General features: G+C 43.4%; 21 protein-coding genes and 1 riboswitch. Of the genes, 7 read left to right on the forward strand and 14 right to left on the reverse strand.

Translation table 11 applies throughout. From position 1 onward, the window contains the following. Positions 1-122: 122 nt before the first annotated feature. The gene (locus tag HFA01_RS09425) at positions 123-1,220 is read left to right on the forward strand and encodes an oxidoreductase (protein WP_146815557.1); all 1,098 of its coding nucleotides are present in this window, start codon (positions 123-125) and stop codon (positions 1,218-1,220) included. 63 nt (positions 1,221-1,283) lie between these two features. Here HFA01_RS09425 and HFA01_RS09430 read toward each other — a convergent pair whose 3' ends face one another. Continuing rightward, entirely contained in the window at positions 1,284-2,504 is a 1,221-nt protein-coding gene (locus HFA01_RS09430) for a hemolysin family protein (protein WP_146815559.1), read from the reverse strand. A 353-nt stretch (positions 2,505-2,857) separates the two neighbouring features. After that, a riboswitch (purine riboswitch) is annotated at positions 2,858-2,959 on the forward strand. A gap of 129 nt (positions 2,960-3,088) precedes the next feature. Here HFA01_RS09430 and HFA01_RS09435 point away from each other — a divergent pair. Beyond that, on the forward strand, positions 3,089-4,279 hold the full coding sequence (locus HFA01_RS09435) for a NupC/NupG family nucleoside CNT transporter (RefSeq protein ID WP_146815562.1): 1,191 nt from the start codon (positions 3,089-3,091) through the stop codon (positions 4,277-4,279). A 131-nt stretch (positions 4,280-4,410) separates the two neighbouring features. On the opposite strand, the gene HFA01_RS09440 is transcribed toward HFA01_RS09435, so the two are convergent. The 3 genes from HFA01_RS09440 to HFA01_RS09450 form a co-directional block, all read right to left on the reverse strand. Next, positions 4,411-5,181 carry a SurA N-terminal domain-containing protein gene (locus tag HFA01_RS09440; protein ID WP_146815860.1) on the reverse strand — a complete coding sequence of 257 codons (771 nt, stop codon included), beginning with the start codon at positions 5,179-5,181 and terminating at the stop codon, positions 4,411-4,413. Positions 5,182-5,373: 192 nt separating this feature from the next. Continuing rightward, positions 5,374-5,844 carry an NUDIX hydrolase gene (locus HFA01_RS09445; protein ID WP_146815564.1) on the reverse strand — a complete coding sequence of 157 codons (471 nt, stop codon included), beginning with the start codon at positions 5,842-5,844 and terminating at the stop codon, positions 5,374-5,376. Then, a complete protein-coding gene (locus HFA01_RS09450) occupies positions 5,837-6,889 on the reverse strand; it encodes a MerR family transcriptional regulator (protein WP_146815567.1) in 1,053 nt (350 codons plus the stop codon). The genes HFA01_RS09445 and HFA01_RS09450 overlap by 8 nt, the downstream gene beginning before the upstream one ends. Positions 6,890-7,148: 259 nt before the next feature. Between HFA01_RS09450 and HFA01_RS09455 the strand changes: the two genes are divergently transcribed. Next, positions 7,149-7,406, forward strand: coding sequence for a hypothetical protein (locus tag HFA01_RS09455; protein WP_146815569.1), 258 nt, complete (start codon positions 7,149-7,151; stop codon positions 7,404-7,406). Between the two features lie 90 nt (positions 7,407-7,496). Here the strand turns inward: HFA01_RS09455 and HFA01_RS09460 are convergent, their stop codons facing one another. The 3 genes from HFA01_RS09460 to HFA01_RS09470 form a co-directional block, all read right to left on the reverse strand. Beyond that, the gene (locus HFA01_RS09460) at positions 7,497-9,923 is read right to left on the reverse strand and encodes a bifunctional diguanylate cyclase/phosphodiesterase (protein WP_146815571.1); all 2,427 of its coding nucleotides are present in this window, start codon (positions 9,921-9,923) and stop codon (positions 7,497-7,499) included. A 116-nt stretch (positions 9,924-10,039) separates the two neighbouring features. Further along, the gene (locus HFA01_RS09465; protein WP_146815573.1) at positions 10,040-12,235 is read right to left on the reverse strand and encodes a Z1 domain-containing protein; all 2,196 of its coding nucleotides are present in this window, start codon (positions 12,233-12,235) and stop codon (positions 10,040-10,042) included. Between the two features lie 88 nt (positions 12,236-12,323). Next, complete coding sequence (locus HFA01_RS09470; RefSeq protein ID WP_146815575.1) at positions 12,324-12,761, reverse strand: YkvA family protein; 438 nt, start codon at positions 12,759-12,761, stop codon at positions 12,324-12,326. 267 nt (positions 12,762-13,028) lie between these two features. Here HFA01_RS09470 and HFA01_RS09475 point away from each other — a divergent pair, with 267 nt between their 5' ends. After that, the gene (locus tag HFA01_RS09475; protein WP_146815577.1) at positions 13,029-14,288 is read left to right on the forward strand and encodes an ATP-grasp domain-containing protein; all 1,260 of its coding nucleotides are present in this window, start codon (positions 13,029-13,031) and stop codon (positions 14,286-14,288) included. A 29-nt stretch (positions 14,289-14,317) separates the two neighbouring features. Continuing rightward, positions 14,318-16,279, forward strand: coding sequence for a hypothetical protein (locus HFA01_RS09480; RefSeq protein ID WP_146815579.1), 1,962 nt, complete (start codon positions 14,318-14,320; stop codon positions 16,277-16,279). Positions 16,280-16,632: 353 nt separating this feature from the next. Here HFA01_RS09480 and HFA01_RS09485 read toward each other — a convergent pair whose 3' ends face one another. From HFA01_RS09485 to HFA01_RS09505, 5 genes are all read right to left on the reverse strand, one after another. Continuing rightward, positions 16,633-16,830 carry a cold-shock protein gene (locus HFA01_RS09485; protein ID WP_089651440.1) on the reverse strand — a complete coding sequence of 66 codons (198 nt, stop codon included), beginning with the start codon at positions 16,828-16,830 and terminating at the stop codon, positions 16,633-16,635. A 172-nt stretch (positions 16,831-17,002) separates the two neighbouring features. After that, complete coding sequence (locus HFA01_RS09490) at positions 17,003-17,311, reverse strand: hypothetical protein (protein ID WP_146815581.1); 309 nt, start codon at positions 17,309-17,311, stop codon at positions 17,003-17,005. A gap of 46 nt (positions 17,312-17,357) precedes the next feature. After that, positions 17,358-18,569: a GNAT family N-acetyltransferase gene (locus tag HFA01_RS09495; protein ID WP_146815583.1), complete on the reverse strand. Its 1,212-nt coding sequence runs from the start codon at positions 18,567-18,569 to the stop codon at positions 17,358-17,360. A 333-nt stretch (positions 18,570-18,902) separates the two neighbouring features. Then, positions 18,903-19,766 carry a pirin family protein gene (locus HFA01_RS09500; RefSeq protein ID WP_371860326.1) on the reverse strand — a complete coding sequence of 288 codons (864 nt, stop codon included), beginning with the start codon at positions 19,764-19,766 and terminating at the stop codon, positions 18,903-18,905. Between the two features lie 47 nt (positions 19,767-19,813). After that, positions 19,814-20,242 (reverse strand): MarR family winged helix-turn-helix transcriptional regulator, encoded by a 429-nt coding sequence (locus HFA01_RS09505; RefSeq protein ID WP_146815587.1) that lies wholly within the window; start codon positions 20,240-20,242, stop codon positions 19,814-19,816. Between the two features lie 146 nt (positions 20,243-20,388). Here HFA01_RS09505 and HFA01_RS09510 point away from each other — a divergent pair, with 146 nt between their 5' ends. Then, positions 20,389-20,823, forward strand: coding sequence for a hypothetical protein (locus HFA01_RS09510; protein ID WP_146815589.1), 435 nt, complete (start codon positions 20,389-20,391; stop codon positions 20,821-20,823). A 115-nt stretch (positions 20,824-20,938) separates the two neighbouring features. Here the strand turns inward: HFA01_RS09510 and HFA01_RS09515 are convergent, their stop codons facing one another. Together HFA01_RS09515 and HFA01_RS09520 are read right to left on the reverse strand one after the other, a co-directional pair. Next, complete coding sequence (locus HFA01_RS09515; RefSeq protein ID WP_146815591.1) at positions 20,939-22,384, reverse strand: protein adenylyltransferase SelO; 1,446 nt, start codon at positions 22,382-22,384, stop codon at positions 20,939-20,941. 289 nt (positions 22,385-22,673) lie between these two features. Then, on the reverse strand, positions 22,674-22,982 hold the full coding sequence (locus tag HFA01_RS09520; protein ID WP_146815593.1) for a hypothetical protein: 309 nt from the start codon (positions 22,980-22,982) through the stop codon (positions 22,674-22,676). Positions 22,983-23,645: 663 nt separating this feature from the next. Between HFA01_RS09520 and HFA01_RS09525 the strand changes: the two genes are divergently transcribed. Next, positions 23,646-24,905: a hypothetical protein gene (locus HFA01_RS09525; protein ID WP_146815595.1), complete on the forward strand. Its 1,260-nt coding sequence runs from the start codon at positions 23,646-23,648 to the stop codon at positions 24,903-24,905. Positions 24,906-24,916 lie beyond the last annotated feature (11 nt).

Below are 24,916 nucleotides of genomic sequence, written 5' to 3' on the forward strand. Positions count from 1 at the left end.
TGGATGTTTATCATAATTGCCGCTGGAGAATGTCAATGTGGTGGAACTGAGCATTTATTTTGAAACTGAGACAAAAATAAAGTAATCTTTATTACAATGATTTGAAGAAAGGTGGATGTTCCATGTTATTTGATTCCTATAAATTAGACAGCAAAAAGTTGGACAACCGTTATGTCGTAGCACCGATGACTCGTATTAGTGCTGAAGCGGACGGCCGCGCCAATGATCGTATGAAAAAGTATTATCAGCGTTTTGCCAAAGGTGGATTCAGCGCTATCATTACGGAAGGGATTTATCCAGATACGACCTTCAGCCAGGGGTACAACAATCAACCAGGGATTGCGACGGATATTCAGGCAGATGCTTGGAAACCGGTCGTGAATACTGTGCACGATGAAGGAAGCATCATCATCGCCCAGCTCATGCATGCCGGGGGCCAAAGCCAGGGGAATGCATACACCGATGAAACGATCGCTCCTTCTGCTATTGCTCCAAAAGGGGAACAATTGGGCTTTTATGGAGGTTCAGGCGCATTCCAGACGCCACGTGCGATGGATGATCAGGACTTCTTAGAGGTGAAAGAAGATTTTGTGGCAGCTGCGCGCCGTGCGAAGGAAGCTGGTTTTGATGGAGTGGAAATTCACGGAGCGAACGGCTATCTTCTGGATCAATTTTTGACCGATTACTTGAATAAGCGTGAGGATGAGTATGGGGGATCGGTTGAAAACCGCCTGCGTTTTGTATTGGAAGTCGTGGATGAAATTCTCGCAGAAGTTGGAGAAGACTTCATCATCGGAATTCGTATCTCTCAAGGTAAAGTCGCCGATCAAACCCACAAATGGGCCGGTGGTGAAAAAGAAGCCGAGCAGATCTTCGGTGCACTAGGGAAGACGGGATTGGATTACATTCACGTCACAGATGGTGATGCGACAGCCCCTTCCTTCGGTGAAGGATCCAAGACGCTTGCCGGTGCAGCTAAGACTTATGGCGGCATCACAGTTATCGCCAACGGTCAACTTCAGGAGAAAGAGCGCGCGGAGAGCCTTCTCGATTCAGGACAAGCCGATCTTGTTTCCATAGGTACTGGAGCACTTGCCAATCCTGATTTACCGAACAAAGTGAGAGACAATGTTGAACTGAATGCCTTCGATTTTGAAAAAATCTTGCTACCACAAGCCGAAGTGAAAGACCACGAACTCGATGCACCTATAAGAAAATAAACATGAAAGAAGACCCGGTCCCATGCGATTGTGACCGGGTCTTTCTTATTTTCAGTTTCATAATCATTTAACGATCTGTACTTTTCGCACCATACGTCCTTCAATTTCCAACACTTTAAATGTTAGATGATCTTGTTCCAATACATCCCCTTCATTAGGGAAATCATTGAATTCCTTGATCAGGTAACCCGCAAGGACATCTTCTTCTTCCGGAATTTCTGTATCAAAAATAGAATTCAGACGACGTAAGGTGATTTTTCCATCGCAAATCAACTCTGTTTCTGATATTTTTTCAATGATGGCATCCCTCTCTACATCCATTTCATCTTCAATTTCCAAACCAATCATCGCTTCAATGACATCTTCATGGGTTAGAACACCCTCGGTTCCGCCATACTCATCTAGAACAATGGCCATATGTTTTTTCTCTTTGGTCATTTTCCTAAACACCCATTCAATCTTATGGAACTCATAGACGACCAAAGGATCTTTGTACGTGTATTCCATGAACGGCTTCTCCGGTTCCATCGCCCACGAAATTAAATACTTCGAGTGGAAAACGCCGATGATATCGTCCATGTCCTCACCATATACAGGATAACGGGTGAATGGATGTTGAACGACCATGTCACGGACTTCTTCGAAAGTTGCTTCCTGATCAATCGCAATCATATCGACGCGCGGTGTTTTCAGCACGTCTTTTACGTTCAAATTATAAAAATCAAGCACACCTTTGATCCTATGGGATTCTGCTTCATTGAACGTTCCCTCAGAGTCGGCAATGTCAACCATGGTACGGAGCTCTTCTTTTGAAATGGACGATTCATTCTTCTGTCCTTTGGATAAAGCATTGGTTATAAATCCTGTTAGCCGGTTCAGAACAATAGTGATGGGTTTAAACACAACCACAAAAAAACGAATGACTGGATATACAGTTAGAGCAATGCGATCCGGAAAAGCAGCGGCCACCGACTTTGGAATAACCTCTGAAAAAATAATTATGGTAACCGTCAGAATGGCAGAAGCCAGCCCCACACTGAATCCATATTGAATGGCTAATGTAGTCACTAACGTAGGCAGCAGGATATTCGCGATGTTATTTCCAATTAAAATAGTAGTGATGAATTCACTGGGGTGTGAGAGTAAATCTAGTAATTTACCTGCTTTTTTATCGTCTTTCTTTGCTCTCGATTGTAGCTTCATTTTGTTAGCTGCCGTAAGAGCCGTTTCACTTCCTGAGAAGAAAAGCGACACAAACAGCAAAAAGATGATCGCAATGATCACGGGGCTATTCCTCCTTGAATGATGGACAATTTTTAAGTAAGAGGGCTAGAAAATGGCCTCCCTCTCCTTGTTCACGTTTTACATTTTTCAGTCTGTATCATACACACGAAATGTCAGTAGCACCTATTGTACACTACATCCTTTTCCCTTAGAAGAAATATGAAAACTACACCTTCCGTTTACTGGAGTAATCTATTATAAAAAAGAGATTCTTTAGATAAGCTCCATTCGTATGGAAGCTACCCAATGATATCTTATATAGAATTTTCTTTGTTTATTTAGAACATTTCGTATATTACAACATTACAACAATGTCTTGCCACGTTCTTTTTCGTCTGCTAGAATTTCAAACTATCAACTTCATACGGATTCCTTATATAAATGTGGAAATATGGTCCACAAGTCTCTACCTGGCTACCGTAAATGGCCGGACTATAAGGAAAGATACGTTCAGGCTCTTTGATATGACCTGTTCTACCTCTTTCCTTTTTACAATGGAAAGAGGTTTTTTATTTATATTAGGTTGTCAGACATCCTACCTCCACAAGAAGGAATCCGTAAACTATTCCAAGGAGGAACACTTCATGAACATTCTTACAGGACTACTCTCATTACTTGCCATCGTTGCTTTAGCTTGGCTGCTCAGCAGCAACCGAAAAATGGTGAAGTGGCACACCATTCTCGCAGGTTTAGCTTTAGAAGGCGTATTTGTGTACACCATGCTCAATGTTTCCATCGGTCAACAGTTGTTAAAGAAAGCTGCTCTCTTCATCCAGAGCGTGATTGATTACAGCTCGGCAGGGATTGAATTTGTCTTTGGTCCTCTATTTGCTCAAACAGATATCAATTTCTTGTTTGCGATCAACGTGTTAGGTGCACTCATTTTTATATCTGCCTTGATTTCTGCTCTTTATCATCTACGTATTTTACCTTTTATTGTGAAAATCTTAGGAACGATTGTTGGAAAGCTATTAAAAACATCGAAAGTGGAGTCCTTCAGTGCTGTCGGAAATACGTTTCTCGGAGTAGCAGAGGCCCCGTTACTCGTAAAGCCATACTTGGCTAGAATGACTCGCTCTGAAACCTTTGCGATTATGGTCGGAGGAACAGCTTCAGCCAGCGGTGCCATCCTGGTCGGTTATGTAGGAATGGGTATTGATTTGAAATATCTATTAATCTCTATTTTCAGCGTACCATTCGTGTCACTGGTTGTTGCCAAGCTCATTGAACCCGAGGTGGAAGAATCCGAACTGGATGGAAATGTCCGGATGGCCGGTTCAGGTCACGCAAATGTATTTGAAGCGATCTCTGATGGTGCTGTCAATGGTGTGAAACTCGCTTTGAACATTGGTGGCCTCTTGATTGCTTTCATTAGCATAATAGCATTGGTCAATGGATTGTTAGGTGTCGTTAATACCGACCTATCAACGATCTTCGGATTCTTGTTCTATCCATTCGCCATATTGATAGGCATTCCAATTCCTGATGCTTTCCAAGCTGCTTCATTAATCGGGACAAAACTTGCTGCCAACGAGTTTCTGGCTTACCGGGACCTGCAGGAAATGGTGAATCAATTGTCACCAAAGACAGTGGCCATTATGTCCGTTGCTTTATGTAACTTCGCGAATCTGTCATCCATCGGTCAATTGATTGTAGGGCTCGGCTCATTAGCTCCCAACAAACAATCCCAAGTCGCTAAACTGGGACTAAAAGCCATCATCGGAGGAACACTCGCAAGCTTCATCACAGCCATCTTCGTATCCATGTTCATTTAAAATATGAAGGATGTAAAAATATGTAAGACCTGGTCACCCATAAAATGGGTGACCAGGTCTTACAAAATCATCCAATTCCATAAAATACATGAAAGAAACCAGACCTTATAAGGTCTGGTTTCTTGTTTGTCTTATAGATTAACTGTGACTTCTGCATCTTCACGAAGGTTATCGACAAGTTTTTGAGTCGCTTGTCCTTCTTTTTGACGAGTCAACTGCTGTTCGATTGTTGGTTTAGCTTCTTCATAGGAAGGTACTTCTTGTTCTGTGTCCATACTTTCTTGCTGTTCTTTCATTTTGTCATAAGCTTCTTTGATTTCTTCCTCTGAAGGTTTTACATCTCCAGCCTCTTCAGCAATCAGCTTATCAATTTTAACTTGAGTCTGAACTTGAGATCTTACTTCCTTCTCACTCATTCCTCGTTCTTTAAGCGCTGCAAGAAATTCATCAACGGAACCGACTTGCTGTTGCTTTGCATATTCCTCAAGTGTCTGGTCTACTTCTTTTTCAGACGCCGTAAATTCACGATTGTTGGCTTCCTGTACCAATAGCTCTTGTCCTACCAGGCTTTCAGCTATTTGTTTCTTCAGTTGATCCTGATCAAGTTCCTGGCCTGTCATTTGAGACTGCATCGCTGCTTGCTGGAACTGTCCTTTATAAGTCGTTTCGAATTCTTCTTTTTTAATTTCTGTACCATTTACACTAGCGACAACTTCAGGGACACCTTCAAGATCTGGTTCAGGTGCTTCAGGTTGTTCACCGGATTCTGCTTGTTCTGTTTCCTCCTGCTTTTCTTGTTCCTTATTATCAGAAGCGCCTTCTTCATCGTTACCGCAGGCAGCTAGTAAAGAAACGAACGCTACAAAGAGTAAACTTAATAACCACTTTTTATTCAATGTCATTTCTCCTTTATTCATCGTTGTGTTAGCCATTGTAACACGGAACCACCGTCTGTAAACACACCTATATCGGCGGTCACGAGTCCCCCTTCACACAAGCGACCTTCTGAACACTGTCATGACAAGGCTTCTTCAAGGAATATTTTGTCTTTCTTACAAATGTGGAAAATTTGTGGAAAGTATGAAAAGGATCCATCAGCGGATGACTGGTGTACGAGTTCCACTCAGCCAATCATGAATAAAGGGCGCCTGATGAGGATTCAGAAGATTTTTTTGTATTTCCTCAGCATAAAAGAAAGCCTGCTTCTTACTCTCATCGTTTGTCGTCAGTGCCCCTTCATAGAAGCTGCTGCGAAAGATGATCTGGACACTAAACACCCTGTCTCCATTCTCGTATGTAGCAAAACCTGTTTCACCTGAATAAATGCCGAACAAGTCCATCGCTTTTAGATCAAGTCCGGTTTCTTCTTTCACTTCCCGTTTAACTGCCGAATCGAAGCTCTCGCCAATTTCAAGAAGCCCGCCCGGTATGCCCCACACTCCATAATCAGAACGTTTTTGCAGGAGAATACGGCCATCCCCATCTTCTATAATTGCCCCGCAACCGACTGTGAGCAATGTTTCGTGGCCGATCATACGGCGCATCGTCTGAATATAATCATTCATTTGGTATTCTCCTTTCAACCTTTTCAGCGTAGAGAAGGTGGAGAATCGAATTAAACGGATGGGCTTCCACTTTATAACCATGTTCTTCCCACCATCTGATTAAGCGTGAGCGGTCGGCATAGTACTCATCTTCAATCGCTTCCACCGCTTCTTCGTTCCCTGATTCTTGATAACTCTCGAGTACGCTTTTTCTGTGTGAGTCATCTCTAAACATTAAATCAGCAATGACTACTCGCCCGTTGTCACCCAGGGTACGATCCATCTCTGCAAGGGCAAGCTCTTTATCCTCATCTGTTAAATGGTGGAGCGCGTAGCTCGAGACGATAAAGTCCGCCTCTTTATCATTTAAAGGAAGAGAAAGGAAATGACCCAGACGTGTATCCGTTTGAGGGTGTTTCTCTGCACACACCTTCAACATCTCTTTCGACTGATCGACAGCAACCATCGGTATGCCCTGCTGCAAGAATAATCCGGTCAAGTTCCCTGTTCCTGCACCGATATCCACACCCCTCTCCTCAGCAGATGCTTCCACCCAAGCATGAGCCTTCGATAGAGCCTCATTATAATGTTCATGAACATTGAAGCGGTACCCCGTTGTTTTAATATTGTCATCATAGTCTTCCGCCTGTTCATCAAAATTCCAACGATCGCGCCAGTTCGTCCGCTTCTCTTTCAAAGCCTTTAACTCACGGGCCATATCCATCATCGATTCCTCCTCTTCTTCTCTTCGACTGACCTCAATCATACGTTCCACCGTTGCCACCGTATCTCTGATCTGCAGCATTTCTTCATAAAGCCACGAACGCTGGTTATGTAAATAATTCGTAAAGTCATCATTGTGATCCAAAGCCTTTTTAATTTCTTTTGTAGATAATCCAACTTCCCTCAAAGCAAGGATGGTACGCAGATCCCCGACCTCTTCCTCTGTATATATCCGGTATCCATTGCTCGCTTTTTTCGGTGCAATCAATCCTTTTTCTTCATAAAAACGAATCGTCCTCTGCGTGGTGCCCAATTTCTTCGCTACTTCGGTAATCTTCATCATTAAAATGAATCCCCCTTTTCAAATCCCACTATAAAGGGTAACGTTACGTAAAGGTAAAGAACATTCTAAAAAAATTTCCACCTTCACATGATACTCTCTCAAAAATAGACTAATAATCTAGTTCACATGCTCATAAGCTTTTAGAGGTTAAGGGAGAGTGTCATAATTTTCGGATAGCAGTTGAAAATCGCTGTGAGCTTTTATAGTATAATGGTAACAAACAGTTTCATAGCTTTGATTTCCTTAGAGGAGTGAGCAAATGTTAAAAGAATCTGACTTTCCAACAGAAGAATTAAGAGGGCAATGGATCAAGGTCCGGAATAAGAAACTGGAGGAAATGGCCCAGTTCATCCAACGATACTTCCATCTCACTAAAGTCAGAGAAAACCCGGGCAGTTATGAAGTTCAGGGGTACTTCTACCAACCTGGATTTGGTGAAGTCCGCATGGCGTTCGAATTCAGTTACGAGAACGTCGCCAAATTCACAGATTTATTTGATGAGCCCATTGAAAAATAAGAAATAGAAAAAAAGACCCATACACTGGGTCTTTTTTCTGTCCTAAAACTTGCAGAAACGCTCCTGTTTCATTACATACCTAGCTGCTTACTACATAGCCATCGAACGAGTTAAAAGAGCACTCGCTTCCGTTTTGTTTAATGGCTTGCTAAATACATACCCTTGATATTCCGCACACCCATGGCTGCGGAGATAATCCAACTGGACTTCTGTTTCCACCCCTTCTGCAATGACACTTAACCCGAGCCGTTCAGCTAATTGTATAACGGTGTCCACAACCGCCCGATCCTTTTCATTCTCATGAATGGTCTGAATAAAGGAACGATCCACTTTCAATGTATCTAACGGGAAGTCTTTCAAGTAACTGAGTGATGAAAACCCTGTCCCGAAATCATCCAACGCGAGTTGAACCCCCATGGTTTTCATGCGGTTCATGACCGGCAGCGCCTGTATGGAATCCTGTACTATACTTTCGGTAAGCTCGATCTCCAAATGTTCAGGGGCGACTCCCGTTTCTTTAAGTACGCGTTCAACTGTAGATACAATGGTTGGGTCCATGAACTGGATTGCTGATAAATTGACACTGATCCTCTCCAGGTTATGTCCTTCATTGATCCATTGGCGATATTGGTGACAAGCTTCGAACAGGATTTTCTCTCCAAGAGGTACGATTAATTTCGTCTCTTCTGCCAGAGGGATGAATTCGTCCGGGCCTATGAAACCAAGTTCCGGGTGGCTCCAGCGAGCCAGGGCTTCGAAGCCAATAATTTTCCCGGAATAAACGTCTACTTGCGGTTGGTAATACACATCAATACCTTCTTTTTCAACGGCTTTCCTCAGCCCGTTTTCCAGTTGGAGTTTCCGAGTGATGTGCTGATCCATTTCTTCCGTATAAAAACAATACTGTCCTCCACCCATTTGTTTTGCCTGATACATCGATGTATCTGCGCGCTTGATAAGAAGATCGGGAGTGGTGCCATCCTCTGGATAGAGACTGATACCTATCGAACCTGAAATATAAAGGTCTCTATCTTCTATTGTAAAAGGAGTGGCAATTTCCTCTATGATCAACTCCGCCACTTCTTTTGCCCCTTCCGAACCTGTGTCGGGGAGAACAATGATAAACTCGTCCCCACTCTGCCTGGCCAGGAGAGCTCTTTGGGTCAGGAGGGATTTCACCCGTACAGCCCCTTCATTTAGCAACAAGTCCCCCATCCGGTGGCCATACACGTCATTGACCTGCTTAAACCGGTCAAAATCCAAAAACATGACAGCCAGGTTTTCTTGGACGTCCTGAATATACCCAGCCAATTGTTCATAAAGAGCTCGCCGGTTAGGCAGATGGGTCAAGTCATCTTTATACACCAGTTCACGGATCCGTTTTTCATTATCGAAACGCTCTGTAATATCCCGGATGATGCCTGTAAAGTAGGTGGTTCTTTCATCTTCTACGGTCGATAAGGAGAGCTCCATTGGAAATTTCGATCCATTTTTATGTAAACCCTCAAGTTCTACGGTCTTTCCAATCACATGGGCGTGTTTGGTTTGTTTATATCTCTCGATGGCTTTTTGATGGGGATCCCTAAAATGTGCGGGCATCACTTTAGTTAAAAGCTCACCAATCATTTCATCAGCCCTATATCCAAACGTCCGCTCAGCTGATTTGTTCCAGGCCAGAACAACCCCTTTTTCATCCGATGTTACAACCGCATCGTTGGCGGACTCCAAAATAGAACGATACATTTCGTTAGCCACCTCAAGACGCGTGTTTGTCGTTTCTATTTCCGTATCAAATTTGATTAACGCAATCAGAAATCCGATGGTTAAGAGAACTCCTCCAGCAATCAGCCAGGCGAGCATTGTCGGATCAACTACGGGACCACTGATCGGCGATTGGCTTGGTCCCATAAAAAAGGTAGCCGATTCCATCCCCGTAAAGTGCATCCCGCAGATCGCCATCCCCATGAACGTGGAACTTCCCCATCTTTTCAAATGGTCCTTTCTGTTATCGCTTTTCTCTTTTTGCGCATATAAGGAGAAGAGTCGTAACCCTACAAAGGAAACAGCTAATGCAATAGCGCCGGATGCCGCCACCAGCCATGGTTCATACTCGATCATAGCATTCATCTTCATGGCATCCATCCCAATGTAATGCATGGACACGATGCTCAAAGCAATTAACAGCGCTCCCGTAAGCCGCCAGACCTTCTTATCCAACCCTTTACTAATAATAAAAAAGGCGGTGAAGCTGGAAGCAACAGCAGCTATTATACTTAATACAACCAAAACAACGTCGTACACAACAGGCATTCCCATGTCATAAGCAAGCATGGCAATAAAATGCATCGACCAGATGCCACCACCGAAAGTCAGACTTCCCAGGATCAGCCATTTATACCTGGTATGTTGAACGGAAGCCATGCGGTTCACAATTTGCAAAGCTGTATAAGAAGACAAGATGGAAACCACTACTGACAAAAGCACGAGCCATCCGTTATATTCACCGACCACTTCCATTGCTTCCACCTCTATCCTTTTTTCGACATCAATCTTTTCTCCTATTATACAACACCCTTTATAAATGGAATAGAAAAAAAGCCTGTACCAATTGTCCTATTGGCCAGACTTCTTTACTATCCATGGATCGTCTTATTTGCGTACACAGTCGGAGCTGTTTCTGCTTGTGCAACGAGGACAGGCCACCAAAATGGCGCTCCCCGCCAACCATGCTCTTTTTTTCCTTCCTGACGAAGCATAATCAAGGCCGGGTGTTGTTGAGCTACTTTTCTTGCCATTGTCATCTCACCCGTACCTTTACCTGGAGTATCAGGAGAATTTTCGAACTTACCATCCTGTTTAAAGCGACGAATCTGCCTGTTTCTTTTTGTAAGCAGCCAGACAAAAGCATCTTCCTGAGCCTCCGAACTCAAGTAATCCAGGATTCCTTTATATTCATCAAGATAAAAATCATAGCCTGTTTCCATTTCAAGCGTCTCATGAACAAGACTGAGGATTTCCTTAACCTTTGTTACTGGAACAAGGTAGGCACCATCCTTGGTGACATGTGCGTTATTGATCGCTTTTTCGACAAGCTGATCGATCCTGCGTATCGTTTTTTCGATATGCGTTTTATACCCCGTTTGGAAACCGACAGGCAGCATACGCTTGTGTGGCTTAATCATCGTAAGGCTTGATAATAAGATTTTGTTTGGATTACAAGGCATAATTGTATCGTTGAGATCTCTTTGAATAAAAACGACACCTTTGTGATGACCGCCTCGTTCGAAAGCGTTCCTCAGCTCCCTGTCGAACTCATGGATTCGCTTCATAACTCCATATATTTTTTGCGTGGTGTAAAAACGAGTAACGGCAAGATCCGCGACAGGTCTTGCTCCATACATCCGGGAGTGTTGTAAAACCGTATCCTGTTGGAAAGACTTCGGGTTCCTTCCGTAGAAAAAGCCGATAAGATTATGAATCGTCACGCCCCGGTCGAGGATTTGCCCGCCGATAAAAATGTTCATAGGTGCTCGGAGTTTCAATTCCCCCTTATGATTGAGGAGTTCGGTGACATCTTTTTCCGAGTTGACCACACTACTTACCATATATTCTTCATCTAATGAATGACGGACTTCTTCATAGACATCTTCAAATATAGGAGCCGGTGTCTTTTTCAGTGTGTTCACTGACCGGATAAGGTCGTCATAAGACTCACGGACGAGCCTTTGAAACTCTTCCGATTCCGATCGAGCGGCCTCGATGAGCAACGTTTCGAAACCTTGGATCAATTCAGCCTGCCAGGCATGCGCATTTTTCCCACGTTCGGTGTGGATGATAAAAGAATACTTTTGCTCTCTCCGACCTTTCATGCGCTGCTGAAAACGGCGGATGCTCGCGCCTACGATAAAGTTCACAACCGCCTTCCGGATGTTCGCAATATTTTTCTGGCTCAATAATCGATCCATTTTGACACGGCGGCCATCCATCTTCTTCATGACCTCCAGTTCTTTTTCATCCACTTCATGATAAAGGTAAGAAGCAAGATGACCGTCTTTCTCACTTTTGTCAAAATAAACATCCCCACCGATGTAACGGTCGTGGATAGGAACAAGTTCTGTGAATGCCGGGCGGATCGGTTCGAACACTTTCCCTTCATGGACCTTCATTTCTTCCGGTTGCAAGTAAAGGGAATAAGGAGTCGCAGTGACTTGTAAAAACGATGGGCGGTCAAGCGCTTTTCTAAGATCATTGATTTTTGATGCAATCACCCGCATTTGCTTGACGTTTTGCTCCCGCTTGTATTCGTAAGCGACACTTGCGAAGTCTGCCTCGTCATCAATGAAAAGCACGCGTTTATTTTGCAAATCCGGGTATGTTTCCAGCACGGCCTGCTTCAGGCGATCGAGATTGTGGGTCTCCTTTTTCACAATGAGGGCCAGTTTTTGAGATAATTCATACTTTCGTAGATTGTCAGGCATGTTCATAATATCGAAAACCTGCAAGGCATCATGGTCGATGGCCCCTTCGAACTCTTCATGAAGACGAGCATAGGTTTGTTTGACGAGCGCATTTGTCCCTTTTGTCAAAAGGATGACCAGATCAAAGCCATGATCATACGCCAGGCCCATTACTCCGATAAACGTACGTGTCTTCCCGGATTGGATCTTCCCAAGCAGCATCCCCGGGCGGTGCTCAGTCGTGTTTGTATCTTGAAGTTTCGCCATCGTCCGCAGCATACACTCACGAACAGGCTGTTTATATTGATTCTTTTTATTTAAATACTTGAAAAACGCTCCGTTTGTTTTCAAGTGTTGGAATGTTGATGACATTGTATCTTCTCCCTTTTACAAAACACGCTTATTATACATGATTGTGGAACATGAAAAAAGCAAGGAAACCTGGAAATGGTCTCCTTGCTTACTCTGCTTTCTCTACAGGGTCTTCCAACTCTTCAAGATCAACTTCCCCGTTAAAGAGTTTCACTAGTCTTGCCTGAGCCTGTTCTTTCACATGTTCATCAATATGAGAGATTACTTGATAGACAGCATAAATGATCACTGCACTATCATCCGTAAAACCAACGACCGGAATGAAGTCAGGGATGACATCTACAGGCAAGATTAAATACCCTAACGCTCCCGCAATCGTCAGTTTCGCCTTTTTCGGCGTATCTGGGCTTTTGAAGGCATAATACAAAAGCAAACTATAATAGACGATTTTAGTCCCGATCCGACTGCTGTAGGTACGAAGCTTTTCACCATATTCTTTCTCCGAAAAATATGCCCTTCCCCGTTCCACCGCTTTCCTAGGGTCGAGCTTCTTCAAACGATCCTGATAGGTCTTTTGTTTTGTCATAGGCACCTTCCTTTTTCAGTACTATACTTTTGACGAAAATCACTTCTTCTAAACTCTTTTAATCGATGGTTCGTTTTATTTCCTGGGAAATCGACGTACCGGATGGGAATTGCCATATACCTATTCGTCGTTTTCATGTAGAAGAAACACTAGTTTTGTCGAATAGGACAATAAAGCTTACAGTTTTTGGCCTATTCTGATACTTTAAGAGTAACAGTGTCAAAGTTTCTTATACTTATATTTTCACTGACAAAGGAGAGGTTCGAAATGGATCTAGATCAACTTGAATTGAATGCGACAGTGGATGAGACGGTTAAAACGAAACCGTATTACACGGCTTTAGTCGGATGGAGTGTGCAGGCCATTGAGGCTGCAGCTCGTATGAACCGCCCATTCGTCGTTGTCGGACCTGCAGAGTTTGAAACATATGCAGAAAAGCACGAAATTCCATTTGTAGGATGGGACTTCAATAAGCTCAATGAAAGCTCTGATCATTTGTACAAACAGTTGAAAGACATGGGTGTTGAAGTTGCCGTTCCTTTATATGAAGAATGTGTGGAATGGGCCGGGGCGCTGAACGCTCGTTTCCGTGAAGACCCTCGTGTATTCAACCGTTCTTTATTGCTTCGCGACAAAGGGATGATGAAACGAAAAGCACAAATTTCCGGTATTAAAGTCGGCGTTTTCGAAGAGGCTCACGAGAAGGAAGATGTTAAACGTTTCTTGAAACGCGTGAACGAAGCTTTGTTGAAACTGGAAGGCGATCACCTCGATCCGATCCATGTTAAACCGTTGGACAAAGCCGGCTCTGTCGGTCACTTAGCCATCTATAATAATAAAGACATTGAACGGATTCAGGATACGGATTTCCCATTATTGATGGAAAGTCACCTTGATGGACAGGAATTTTCCTGTGAGGCGTTCATCCATAAAGGCAAAGTGCGCTTCCTTAATATTACGGAGTATGTGAAGCTTGGTCATTCCAACTTCGTTCCTGCTTCCCCAAGCTTAGAGGAAAAACGTCCTCTAATTGAACGTGCGGTCCAACAACTGGTCGACGCTTTCGAAATCGAGTACGGCGTCATCCACCCCGAATACTTCATCACCCAGGACGGAACGCTCCACTTTGGAGAGGTAGCGGCCCGCGTACCTGGAGGTCATATTTTCGAGTTGATTGAACGCGCTTACGGATTTAGCGCCTATGAAGCTCAAATCCTTTGCAGTGATCCGAATACAACAGAAGAAGAAATCCGCGAATTTTTCCCAGACCCTTACGATTATCAAAACTACGCCGGGTGTCTAATGGTTCACCCGAATGTAGATTACGTTGAAGACTTGAAAATCCCTGAAGAGCTTGAGGATCATCCATATTTTGAAAAGCATGATATGTTCACCCCTCCTCAAGGGAAAGTAGCCGAGCGCGTTGGCTTCGGAAACCATTATGGAACGATCTTTTTCTATGGCCGTGACAGTGAAGAGATGACCGATTTGCTGAAGACATACGAGCAGTACAACTTTTACGTATAAACGCAAGCGATAGAGAAAGGAGAGGTTTTATGCCTCAGACGACGAGTGCCCTTGTCGAACGTTTCATCTATGCTTTAGACGAATTAGATAGAGCTCCATCCTTTGCAAAATCCAAGTACCAGACAGATGTGTACCAGGAAGCGAACCGCCTCATTGAAGCAGAGGATGGCTTTGAAAACTTATATCAGCATGCCGGACGTTTGGAAGAAGCGGGTGTATTTCAAGATGGACCATGGGAGACAGCAGAAAAACTCCAGCCTCCCCTTGTAGCCGGGTCCCTAAAAGCGAAAGGACTTCCTATGATCATCGAAGTCCTCAGCGAATTGCGTATGCTCGCCATTGCTAAAGGAAAAGCGACGAACCCGAACGTTTCACCTGAAATGGCCGAAGAATTTTTAAATGAAGTGATGGTCCTGAACTTGAACCTCCTTTTCCCAGACGCCAGTGAAAGTTCCAGGATTGAAAAACATGAGAATGATGAGAAGGCAGGGAAATTGTTTCAATTCTTATCCACTCATCTTTCATCAAGTGCACTGATCCAAACCCTAATTTATGAAATCAAGCGACTAACGGCGCAACGTCCGATCATGGTGAAAAGAATTGTATCCATGATCAAGATGGCAAAGGAAATGCTCGATCAAGATTCGGATGACCAAGGGAAGACAGAATTGAAGCAATTCATTGCAGCCATTGAAGGACCGTCTAAACTGAGTGAACAATTCAATGACGTCAACGCGTACCGTTCACAGTTGAAAACACTCACACGCACAGACCTTATTTCTGAGAGTGTCGCACTCGCACAGTCCATGCGCGAAACGGGCCTCGTATCTCCACATCATGCAACCTTGATTCGCTTTTTGAGCAAAAGGAATCCTGCGCTTCTTGCTTATGCGCTGAATTTAAACAGTAAAGGCAGCGCTAACCTCGAGGAGCATCGGGAACTTGTCATCCAGTTGATCCGGGCTTCTATTTTCCCTGGTACCCGGCAGGCGATTTATGGCCTGTCGATGTTACTTGAACGTGGAGTATTGTCTCATTCCCCTGTCGCACCGGGTCTAAGGCGATTGGTAGAACTTGATATCCGCCCGGATGTACGACACGCGCTTAATTCAACGACGAATACAGGCGAAGGTGTCACCGCGAATAGCATCCTTGTCGCCGGTACCATTCAAGTACTCGGTCAGCCACTCGGCGTTGGACAGGGATTCAATCCGACCTGTCAGGCTGCCCGCGGCATCAGCTTATGGGCACAGCACGCCCCTGGCTTCTTGTTGGAAATCATTCCACGTGCGGCACGTGATGGCGACCTTGACTTCACGTTTGAAGGAACACCGATTCACTCAAAAGAGCTGAAAGGCGGACTAGCTCCGGACCTTGATAAAGAACTTGATCCTGTATCCCTTGTCCTCGTGCCTCACCTGGACAAGATTTACAGTGAAATGATGACGCGTGTAGCTTTGAGAGGAGAAGACGGTCACCGCTGGGTCAACCCGGCCTTTTATGGAAACTGGGTGCAGAAAGGATTCAGCTCTGTGTTTGATCCAATCACCGGTTATGTTCTTGACTACACTGGATTCGTCAAACTTTTCTATGCCACACACCATCCGGAGTATAACGATGATTATGAATTGATTTACCCGAACCCTGTCGGCATTTTCATCACGAACGTGCACGGCAAACTGCTCGGCCTCCATGCCGTTTCCATTACGAGAATATCGAAAGACCCGAATGGTGAGGAGAGAATCTATTTTTATAACCCGAACAATGATGGTTCCCAAAACTGGGGCCAGAACATTGAGCCAAGCGTCATCGGGAATGGTGAAATGGAAGGCGAAAGCTCCCTTCCTTTCCACGAATTCGTTTCCCGGTTATATGCATTCCACTACAACCCTTATGAGCAAGGGGATGCGTATGCAGTGGAAAATTCCATCGTTGACGGCATCCGTCAGCTTGCTCAGGAAAGCTGGGGAAAAGATTATACGTGGGTGTAAACGAAATGAAGCCAGACTCTTTATGGAGTCTGGCTTTTTTGGTGGAGCTATTGGGGAGTAGGTTTTATTAGCAGGTTTGCGCAATATATTAGCAGGTTTGGTCGTTTTATTAGCACCTTCATGCCATATATTAGCAGGTTTCGCTCTTTTATTGGCAACTTCCAACCACATATTAGCAACTTCTGATTCTATCAGTGACTTTTCTCCGTGTATCGGTAGGTTTTCGCTATTTATCAGTTGGTTTGGCGTATTTTTGGTGGGTTTTGCGCTTTTATCGGTGACTTTGTTAAACATAACGGTATTTTTGCCACAAAAAAAGACTTCCGAACGAGTCGGAAGTCTTTTTGTCTTACTTATTTTTGAACGTTAGCCGCTTGTGGGCCACGGTCGCCTTCAACGATTTCGAAAGAAACTTGTTCGTTCTCTTCTAGAGTTTTGAACCCTTCGCCTTGAATAGCAGAGAAGTGTACGAATACGTCGTCTTGACCTTCTACTTCAATAAATCCGAAACCTTTTTCTGCGTTGAACCATTTAACTGTACCTTGTAACATGTTGTTACCTCCTGCGTGGATGATGATCCACATTGTATTACTATAATTGCTCTGCCTATTCATTCAAGACGAAAGTCACTTTCAAGTTCCTTTAGCTTTCATTCCTAACCGAACAAGAATAATTAACTTTATTATATACCCCTATCCAAACCGCGTCAACCTTGGTACCAGATTATTTCTGAACAGTTTCCTTTTCAAAATATACAGCCAGCAGCTGATCGAGCTTCACGCCGGGATATTTAGACTGCAATTTCTCTTCAAAATTCTTTAAAGAAAGTTTCCTCTGTAATTCCAAAGCGTACACACTGACATCCATAAAGTCAGCCAGTGCGACAAGCTCTTCATATGAAAGCGGAGTCGTGTAGATGGTTCCTGCTGTCTCCCCGATCGTTTCATACCGTACCCGAAAGGCCTCGAGCACTTTTGCAAAAGGACCGCTTTCAAAACGCTCCACGGCAGCGAATACTTGGTTCCTTCTCATCTTTCCCTCTCCCCACACCTAGCATGTTATATAGGTATGGTTTCTGTTAGAAAAATGTCCAGGATTTCGGCTGATCCGGGTACTGAAAAAGTCCAATGGTACGTCCATCGCTGACAGCTGCTCCACTTCTCAACAAACTAGAGAGCGATACACAGCCCATCATCAAAGAAGAAAAATGAGCGATATCAATCTCAATGGTTACTTCAGCCTCCCCATCTGTGGCCGCAGGCTTTCCATTCGTAAACTGCCAGACCGATTTGTACGTTTCATTCAAAAAGGAGTCCTTCACTTTCCAGCCGACCTTAACCGTATCCGTTCCGAAACAGGTCCCAACCATTTTTTCAAGAAAAGCAGGAATATCCAAAATCCGATACATTAATCCCCGGCCTTCCTCACTGACTTTATGGTAAATGGAAAAGATGAGCTGTTCATCCACATGGACAGGATCGTTCAGTGAATAAGCAAAGTCGTGATCAAACGTTGGGAAATAGATGGAACGCACCTGGTCTTTTTGATTATGTAGATATTGAATAAGCGTGCGATAGGCTTTTGTCGACGTGTGGAAGAAGTTCTTGACATGAACATCGTTTTGTAAAAAGTGATCGCCTTCCTTGAATTCAAGCGTCACGTATCCTGTGATTATTCCAGATTCTCTCACACCGAATGTATGAAGTCCTTCTTTTTCAAGAAATGAGAACCCATACGGAGGAATGGCCGTCGCCCCATGATTTTCTTTTGCCCATGTGTCATAACATGCCTTCACCTCATCCTGATCAGCTGCATTCAACACTTCGACCTTCTCTCCTTCATTGTAGGAAGGAAGCTGCGAGGGGTGAAAATGATAGGTCGACAGCCGCGGACCCAACCCAAATCCCATCCTCTTATAAAACGATGGTTGGAAAGGATACAAGTGGGCGATTGTCTGCCCTTTGTCTCTCGCATCTGCTAAAAAATGCTGAATGATCCGCTTCGCGTACCCTTGCTTCTTATATGGAAGATCGACCGCTACAGTTCCGATTCCACCAGCTTGTACTTGCTGACCATATACATTCATGACATGGTCATAGGCAATGTATCCACCTACGAGCTGTTCTTTTTCATAAAGACCGATTGTATGAATGTCATCCTTTTGAGCCATTTTCCTCCTATGTTCCGTGTACCTTTCCTGCTCTTCTTTAGAGTGCAATTTCATGCCAGGGTAACAGCGTCGGGATAAGTCTGTAAATGCTTGGAAGTCCTCTATGATCTTAAAATCCATTCCACATCCTCCTTATTGGACAATTCTGTATATCAAGTCTAGCATTTACTAAATATTTCTTCTATTCTAATTGGGCGAAAATCTGAGGACGTAAATTTTGGAGGATGTAAAGTGGATGGGTATTGAATGCTAACAGCCTTTGCTCTTGCATCGGGAGCGTTTGATCATGCATATAAAGCGGAGAAGAGGTCGAAAAAAAGAAGAAAGAGGCAAGGAATTAGAAGATAAAATCAATATTGATACGAAGAGTGTTCTTTTGAAGAAGCCCATGACAAAAGACGCTTGAATCAGAGAAATCCAAGCGTCTTTTGTTTTTCCCAATAAATCTTTTCATCATACAGCAGGAGGTCCGAATTTTCCTCTCCGGAAGTCATCATAAGCCTGTTTGATTTCTTCCATAGAATTCATTACAAACGGTCCATGTGGAACAATTTCTTCACGAATCGGTGCTCCAGAATAAACAAGCACCTTGGTTCGTCGCTTCTTAGAGACGAGCTTCAACTCACTGGACCCTTCTCCTTCTTCAAGGAAAGAAAGCGTAGCAACCCCGTGCTTTTTCAAATTCACTTCATTTTCACCTGCCACAACATCTCCTGCAAGAACATATACGAAGGCATTGTGATTTTCAGGTAAATCAAGAGTGAATGCTGCGTCTTCGGATAGGGTGATCTCACTGAGCGTAATAGGAACGATAGAGTTGAGTGGTCCTTCCACACCGGCCACATTCCCAGAGAACACTTTTACGGATCCTCCTTCAAAAGGAACGACAGGAGCGTCTTCCCCGTAGACATTTTGATAGATGGTTTCGGAATTTTTCTTATTTCCAGGAAGGTTCAACCATAATTGCAGCGTATGAGCGATATCATCTTCCACTCCATCTTCTGCGTGTCTTGCTGCCCAACCGGCATTCATGTATTGCACGTCACCGGGCTCAAGAACATCACGGCCCCCTGCATTATCAATGTGTTCCAATCGTCCATCAACGACATAGGTGACGGTTTGGAATCCGCGGTGCGGGTGATCGGGGAATGTCCCTTTTTTGAACCAATCCTCAGCCATCAGGATAAATGGGTCGAAATCGCGCCACCTGTCCGCGGGCAGGACCCACCCTTTTTGAATCGCCGGGAAACCCATTTCTTGATATTGGACGTACCAATGATCTTTCACTTCTCTTTGAAAGTTCGCCATGTCAACCATCCTCCCAATTAGTTGCTATATCTACTATTCACTTGAAAAAGCGCTCCTCACCCTTCAATGTTGATTTGCATTTTTGTGAGGAGCCGATCCAATTCTTGTAGTTCTTTTTCTGAAATGCCTTTAGTTACCGCATCATTGAAGGCTTCCGCGACAGGTAGGACTTGTTCCTTCAACTTCTGCCCTTCTTCTGTCAGATAAAGTTCCAACGAACGCCTGTCCTCTGTGCAGAAGTTCCTTTTGATGAACCCTTTTTTCTCAAGGTTCGAAGCCATGCGGGCAATGTTTGTCTTATCCTTCTTCAAATGATGAGCCAGCTGATTCTGTGTCATTCCGTCCTTTTCCCAAAGCAGCATCATGATCAAGTTCTGCTCGGGTGCAAGGTTGTAAGGCTGCAGCTGTGCTTTCACATAGCTCGTCAGCTTCAAATCTGTCTGGTGAAGCTTAATGCTTATATAATCTTGAAAACTTAAATTCATATGCGATCTCCCTAAAAAGTTGCTATACATACTATTATAATCCGACCAAAGTCCTCTGTCAAAAGCTCTGGCCATAGATTACCAGAACATAACTCCCCTAGCTATGCTAAAATTTTCTAGAGAGTAACCGAAAGGAAGTCGCAGTTATGGAAATCATACCCTATACATCTGTAGGACAGCTAAAGCTTAACATGAGGAAAGAGGAAGTTAGAAAAACGATAGGGGAAACACCTCAGGAATTTCTTCGTGACCCTGATGAGCCCACTTCTGATCACTACGTAAAATCAGGGATCTTTGCCTATTACAAAAAAGATGAAGATACAAACAACGCCTATGAATGTACAGATCCTGCTTCCGTTACCTACCAGGGGATTTCATTCCTCCATATGAGGGAGAGAAAAGCGAAGAAACTCCTCAAGAAACTGGATCCGGATTTTGTCGACTTGAACGAAACCGTGATTTCCCTTGAACACGGAATCAGCTTATTTTTCATGGAGCATAAGGTCGAAACTGTCCTCGTTTTTGAACGAAACTATTATGATGGGCTGTTTGAAGAACTGAAAAAGTTAGACGAGATCTAATGGGCCAGGGCTGAACCCTGGCCGTTTTTTGTTAGGGCGTTGTTAATCATTCATTCACGATACGTCACTTTGAGCTTGCGTTAAGGCACATTCACCTTTTCAGCACATCATTCGCTCAAGTCCCGCAAAAGGTCCGGTAAGGTTGATCGGATGGTTTTGGTAGCTCTGCATAAGCTTCCTGACCTTCCGTATAAGCGTAAGGATCTGCCAATACAGAAAGCAGTTGTTTTACGACACTAAAATCTCCCTTTTCCACCGCGGCTTCAAGCGCTTCTTCCACACGATGGTTCCTCGGGATAATAGAAGGGTTCGATTTTTCCATTATCGCTTGGACATCCGCTCCCCTGCTCTCCTGACGCTCCAAACGCGCCTGCCACTGCTTGTACCAGTTGGTAAACGCCGGTTTTCCATACAAGGATGTTTCATTCAGACGACCGAGGGTCAGGGCACGGAAGGTGTTCGTATAGTCCGCTTCGTTCTTTTCCATGATCTCCAGTAAATCTTCAATCAAAGGTTGATCCTGAGCTTCTTTTGTCGTCATTCCCAGTTTTGCCCGCATTCCGTTTAGCCAGTACGTGTGATAGAGCTTTTCATAGTTGGCATGGGCCTCCTGCGCCAATTCCACGGCTTTCTCCTGATTCTCGTGGAAAAGAGGTAGAAGGGTTTCTGCAAAACGAGCCAGATTCCAAGCTCCAATCGGGGGTTGGTTCAAATAAGCGTAGCGTCCTTGTCGATCAATGGAACTGAAAACCGTTTTGGGATTGTAGGTGTCCATAAATGCACACGGGCCGTAGTCGATGGTCTCTCCACTGATCGTCATATTATCTGTATTCATCACGCCGTGAATAAAACCGACGAGCTGCCACTGAGCAATCAAGTAGGCCTGCCGTTCGATTACTTTTTCAAAAAAGGCCAAATAGGGATTCTCAGCATCAAAGATATCAGGATCATGACGTTCAATTGCATAATCAGCAAGGGCCTTCAGTTGTTCGTGATCTTGGAGGCCTGCCGCATATTGAAATGTTCCAATACGTAAATGACTGGAAGCGACCCTGGTCAGAACGGCACCCGGAAGAAGGTCTTCCCTCTGGACATACTCTCCGGTCGTCGCAACGGCGAGACTTCGGTTTGTCGGGATCCCCAATCCGTGCATCGCTTCACTGATGATGTATTCCCTGAGCATGGGACCGAGCGTTGCCCGTCCGTCACCGCCACGGGAAAAAGGAGTACGTCCTGATCCTTTCAATTGGATATCATAGCGCTTATTTTCTGACGTGATCTGTTCACCAAGCAATACAGCTCTTCCGTCGCCAAGCATTGTGAAATGGCCAAACTGATGGCCGGCATATGCCTGTGCGATGGGTTCAGCTCCATCAGGTGTTTCATTGCCGGAAAATACAGCTGGGTTCGGTGTTGTACTCAAGCCTAATTCCTCTGCGAGCGACTTGTTAAAGAAAACGAGTTCAGGATTTTCAACTTCAGAAGGGGCTGTTTTTGTATAAAAAGAGTCCGGGAGCTTTGTATAACTCTGATGCAAATTCCATCCTTTTTGTTTATCCATAAAAATCTCCTTTATTGCTTGAGTCGTTGCCTCTACCATATCATAAGTGTTCCCCTGTTCTCTTTCTCATAGGCGCAGTTAATCATTTTCTTCTCTCCGTACATCCAACATGTTACAACCTAATTGATCCTGTTATATGATACTGAATTGAAATGTCATTAAAGCAGAAGACACTACACAAAATATAACGATTAGTAATGTAACGAAATATAATATAAACAAAAAACCCCTGGGACAGGGGCTTTTTCAATATCGTGAAAAGTTTATTTTTTATTATTCATTATAGAATTTACTTTTCTTCATCTTCTGCTTCATCCTGCGTTTGCTGATCTTTTTGTTTAGCTTCTTGTATGGTACGGCTAATGTTTTTAGCAGATCCTTTAATGATATCTTTCTGATTCTTTATACTATTCTTTAATAAATCTTTAAAATTTCCTTTCGTTGCTTTCAAACTTGCATTCATTTCATCTATGGCCGCTTTAATTGATTCAATTGTCTCGCTATCTAGATCCTCATTATTCATCGTGATTTTTTCAGTGGAATTATTTCTTGTCACACTTGCATTGAACGTAAAAGAGCTATTTTTTTCGTTTTTCATTTTTCACCCTCCTTTATTCTTAAACTCCCAGACAAACGGGCAGCAATTATTTATAGATGGGCTCATCCCGCCTTCTACGATATTTGTTGTATTAATTAGTATATACTTATTCATTATTTAGAAATGAGGATTGTGTAGTTGTCCAAAATTACACATTTTATATTGAAATTAGAGAAACAGCTTACTACGAATAGTTAGTTTTAGTGAATTTGGAGTGCTGATTAACTAGGAATTACACCTAGCGATAGATAAATCAAAACCCGTGAGTTCAACATCGCTACCTATGAAGTCCTCTCATTTAAGAGCGATACCCTATGATCTGAATCTGCCCACGAAATCTAAGAACTTTTCATCTCATCCAACTTCAGATCTACTTCTTCCATTTATCATCGTCTTCATAATATTAATAATGATATGACAGGAGAACTGAATCTTAGTTAAATAAAAAGAACGCCCCCATAGACAAAAGAAATCTCAATGCTATTTTTTGTGGTTATGAAATGGAGTTTAAAGGGCTCAGTAACAAAAGAAGCATTTAGATTCTGGTTTATAACATATTGATAATCTTAAATATAAAATCAGTTCTTATAGTAAAAGTAGTCTATTTGTCCATACAATCTACCTACCGTTTTCATATGATACATCGAAAGGTGGTGATAGGTTATGAGTTATACCAATCACGACGGCTATGGAAAATGCAAGAATTGCTTTAACCAAGAACAATTTTGTACGTGTCATCAGGAACTAGAAGAACATCCAGATAAATCCTTTACTGATCAAAGCCCTCAATGTCAAAAGATTGGGGACCAGAAGCAAAATCAGGAGCAGGAACAAGAAGGGCCTGAACAGGAACAAGGGCCTCAAATCCAGGACCAAGATCAAGGTCAACTTCAAGATCAAGAGCAAGAGCAAACACAAGAAGGTCAAACTCAGGGTGACCAAACGCAAGAACAAGGTGACCAAACACAAGGCCCCCAAATGCAAGAACAAAATGAAATCCAGATTCAGGATCAAGATCAAGAACAAAACGAATTTCAAATCCAAGATCAAGACCAGGAACAAACAGAAGATCAAGACCAAACTCAAGGGGACCAATTACAATCACAACGACACGGTGATCAATCCATGGAGAATGATCAGTCTATTTCAACTCCAACCGATGTGGATGTAGACGGTGTTACTATGGATGTTAAGTGCGGAGATTGTAAACCTACGATTGTTTTTTTGGAGGACTTATTTGAGGAGCGTAAAAAAAAGAAACATGGTTATCGGAGGGATGGATTCATGGATGACAAACATGAGGTCTGTGGCAAAGATTGTGATTGCTGTGTTCGGAATCTTGCTGATTTATTAAGAGATGTCCAAGAATTTCAATCCACCATCACACCCCCGGAAGATAAAGACATCGATATTTATTTTACCACTGTTAATGGCTTAGATAATCCAACGCTTAATCAGGTCATCAACCAAGTCGTAGATTGTTCTGTTTTAAGGTTCAGGCCAGCTACACAACCCACAATCGCTCCTAATACAGCTGTTCAATTATGTGATGTAGCCGGAATTTGTGCAACAAATACGGATGAAACTCCGGAGATATCCAATGTTTTTGAATTTCTGCTAAGACAAGCAAACGAAGTGGAGAAGGAAGATAAAGAAAATTGTAAAAAGAAGAAGAAAGCATGTGACTGCCCTTGCTGTGCTGCAGGTATTGGAAATGAACTAGAGTGCACGGCGAGTTACGGACTGTTACTTGATGTATTTTTGAAGGGGCAGACCGAAGCACTTCCACTCTATGTATTAAATATTAAGGACTGCCTGGCCTATCTTGTAGACGACCTCGTCAATCCAACTGAGATCTGTGTATTCTCTCTATGTGCTATAAGTGCGTTTACCGTAGTCAGCCAAACAATACCGCCAGTATAGAAACATCTCAA

It is taken from the genome of Halobacillus faecis (genome assembly GCF_007991335.1).
Lineage (GTDB): Bacteria > Bacillota > Bacilli > Bacillales > Halobacillaceae > Halobacillus > Halobacillus faecis.

Bases quoted from the DNA above. Each gene is read 5' to 3' on its own strand.
- HFA01_RS09460 (WP_146815571.1), bottom strand. From the start codon at position 9,923: ATGGAAGTGGTCGGTGAATATAACGGATGGCTCGTGCTTTTGTCAGTA.
- HFA01_RS09510 (WP_146815589.1), top strand. From the start codon at position 20,389: ATGGAAATCATACCCTATACATCTGTAGGACAGCTAAAGCTTAACATG.
- HFA01_RS09455 (WP_146815569.1), top strand. From the start codon at position 7,149: ATGTTAAAAGAATCTGACTTTCCAACAGAAGAATTAAGAGGGCAATGG.
- HFA01_RS09445 (WP_146815564.1), bottom strand. From the start codon at position 5,844: ATGAATGATTATATTCAGACGATGCGCCGTATGATCGGCCACGAAACA.
- HFA01_RS09470 (WP_146815575.1), bottom strand. From the start codon at position 12,761: ATGACAAAACAAAAGACCTATCAGGATCGTTTGAAGAAGCTCGACCCT.
- HFA01_RS09515 (WP_146815591.1), bottom strand. From the start codon at position 22,384: ATGGATAAACAAAAAGGATGGAATTTGCATCAGAGTTATACAAAGCTC.
- HFA01_RS09505 (WP_146815587.1), bottom strand. From the start codon at position 20,242: ATGAATTTAAGTTTTCAAGATTATATAAGCATTAAGCTTCACCAGACA.
- HFA01_RS09490 (WP_146815581.1), bottom strand. From the start codon at position 17,311: ATGAGAAGGAACCAAGTATTCGCTGCCGTGGAGCGTTTTGAAAGCGGT.
- HFA01_RS09440 (WP_146815860.1), bottom strand. From the start codon at position 5,181: ATGACATTGAATAAAAAGTGGTTATTAAGTTTACTCTTTGTAGCGTTC.
- HFA01_RS09500 (WP_371860326.1), bottom strand. From the start codon at position 19,766: ATGGTTGACATGGCGAACTTTCAAAGAGAAGTGAAAGATCATTGGTAC.
- HFA01_RS09485 (WP_089651440.1), bottom strand. From the start codon at position 16,830: ATGTTACAAGGTACAGTTAAATGGTTCAACGCAGAAAAAGGTTTCGGA.
- HFA01_RS09495 (WP_146815583.1), bottom strand. From the start codon at position 18,569: ATGGATTTTAAGATCATAGAGGACTTCCAAGCATTTACAGACTTATCC.
- HFA01_RS09480 (WP_146815579.1), top strand. From the start codon at position 14,318: ATGCCTCAGACGACGAGTGCCCTTGTCGAACGTTTCATCTATGCTTTA.
- HFA01_RS09525 (WP_146815595.1), top strand. From the start codon at position 23,646: ATGAGTTATACCAATCACGACGGCTATGGAAAATGCAAGAATTGCTTT.
- HFA01_RS09465 (WP_146815573.1), bottom strand. From the start codon at position 12,235: ATGTCATCAACATTCCAACACTTGAAAACAAACGGAGCGTTTTTCAAG.
- HFA01_RS09450 (WP_146815567.1), bottom strand. From the start codon at position 6,889: ATGATGAAGATTACCGAAGTAGCGAAGAAATTGGGCACCACGCAGAGG.
- HFA01_RS09520 (WP_146815593.1), bottom strand. From the start codon at position 22,982: ATGAAAAACGAAAAAAATAGCTCTTTTACGTTCAATGCAAGTGTGACA.
- HFA01_RS09435 (WP_146815562.1), top strand. From the start codon at position 3,089: ATGAACATTCTTACAGGACTACTCTCATTACTTGCCATCGTTGCTTTA.
- HFA01_RS09425 (WP_146815557.1), top strand. From the start codon at position 123: ATGTTATTTGATTCCTATAAATTAGACAGCAAAAAGTTGGACAACCGT.
- HFA01_RS09475 (WP_146815577.1), top strand. From the start codon at position 13,029: ATGGATCTAGATCAACTTGAATTGAATGCGACAGTGGATGAGACGGTT.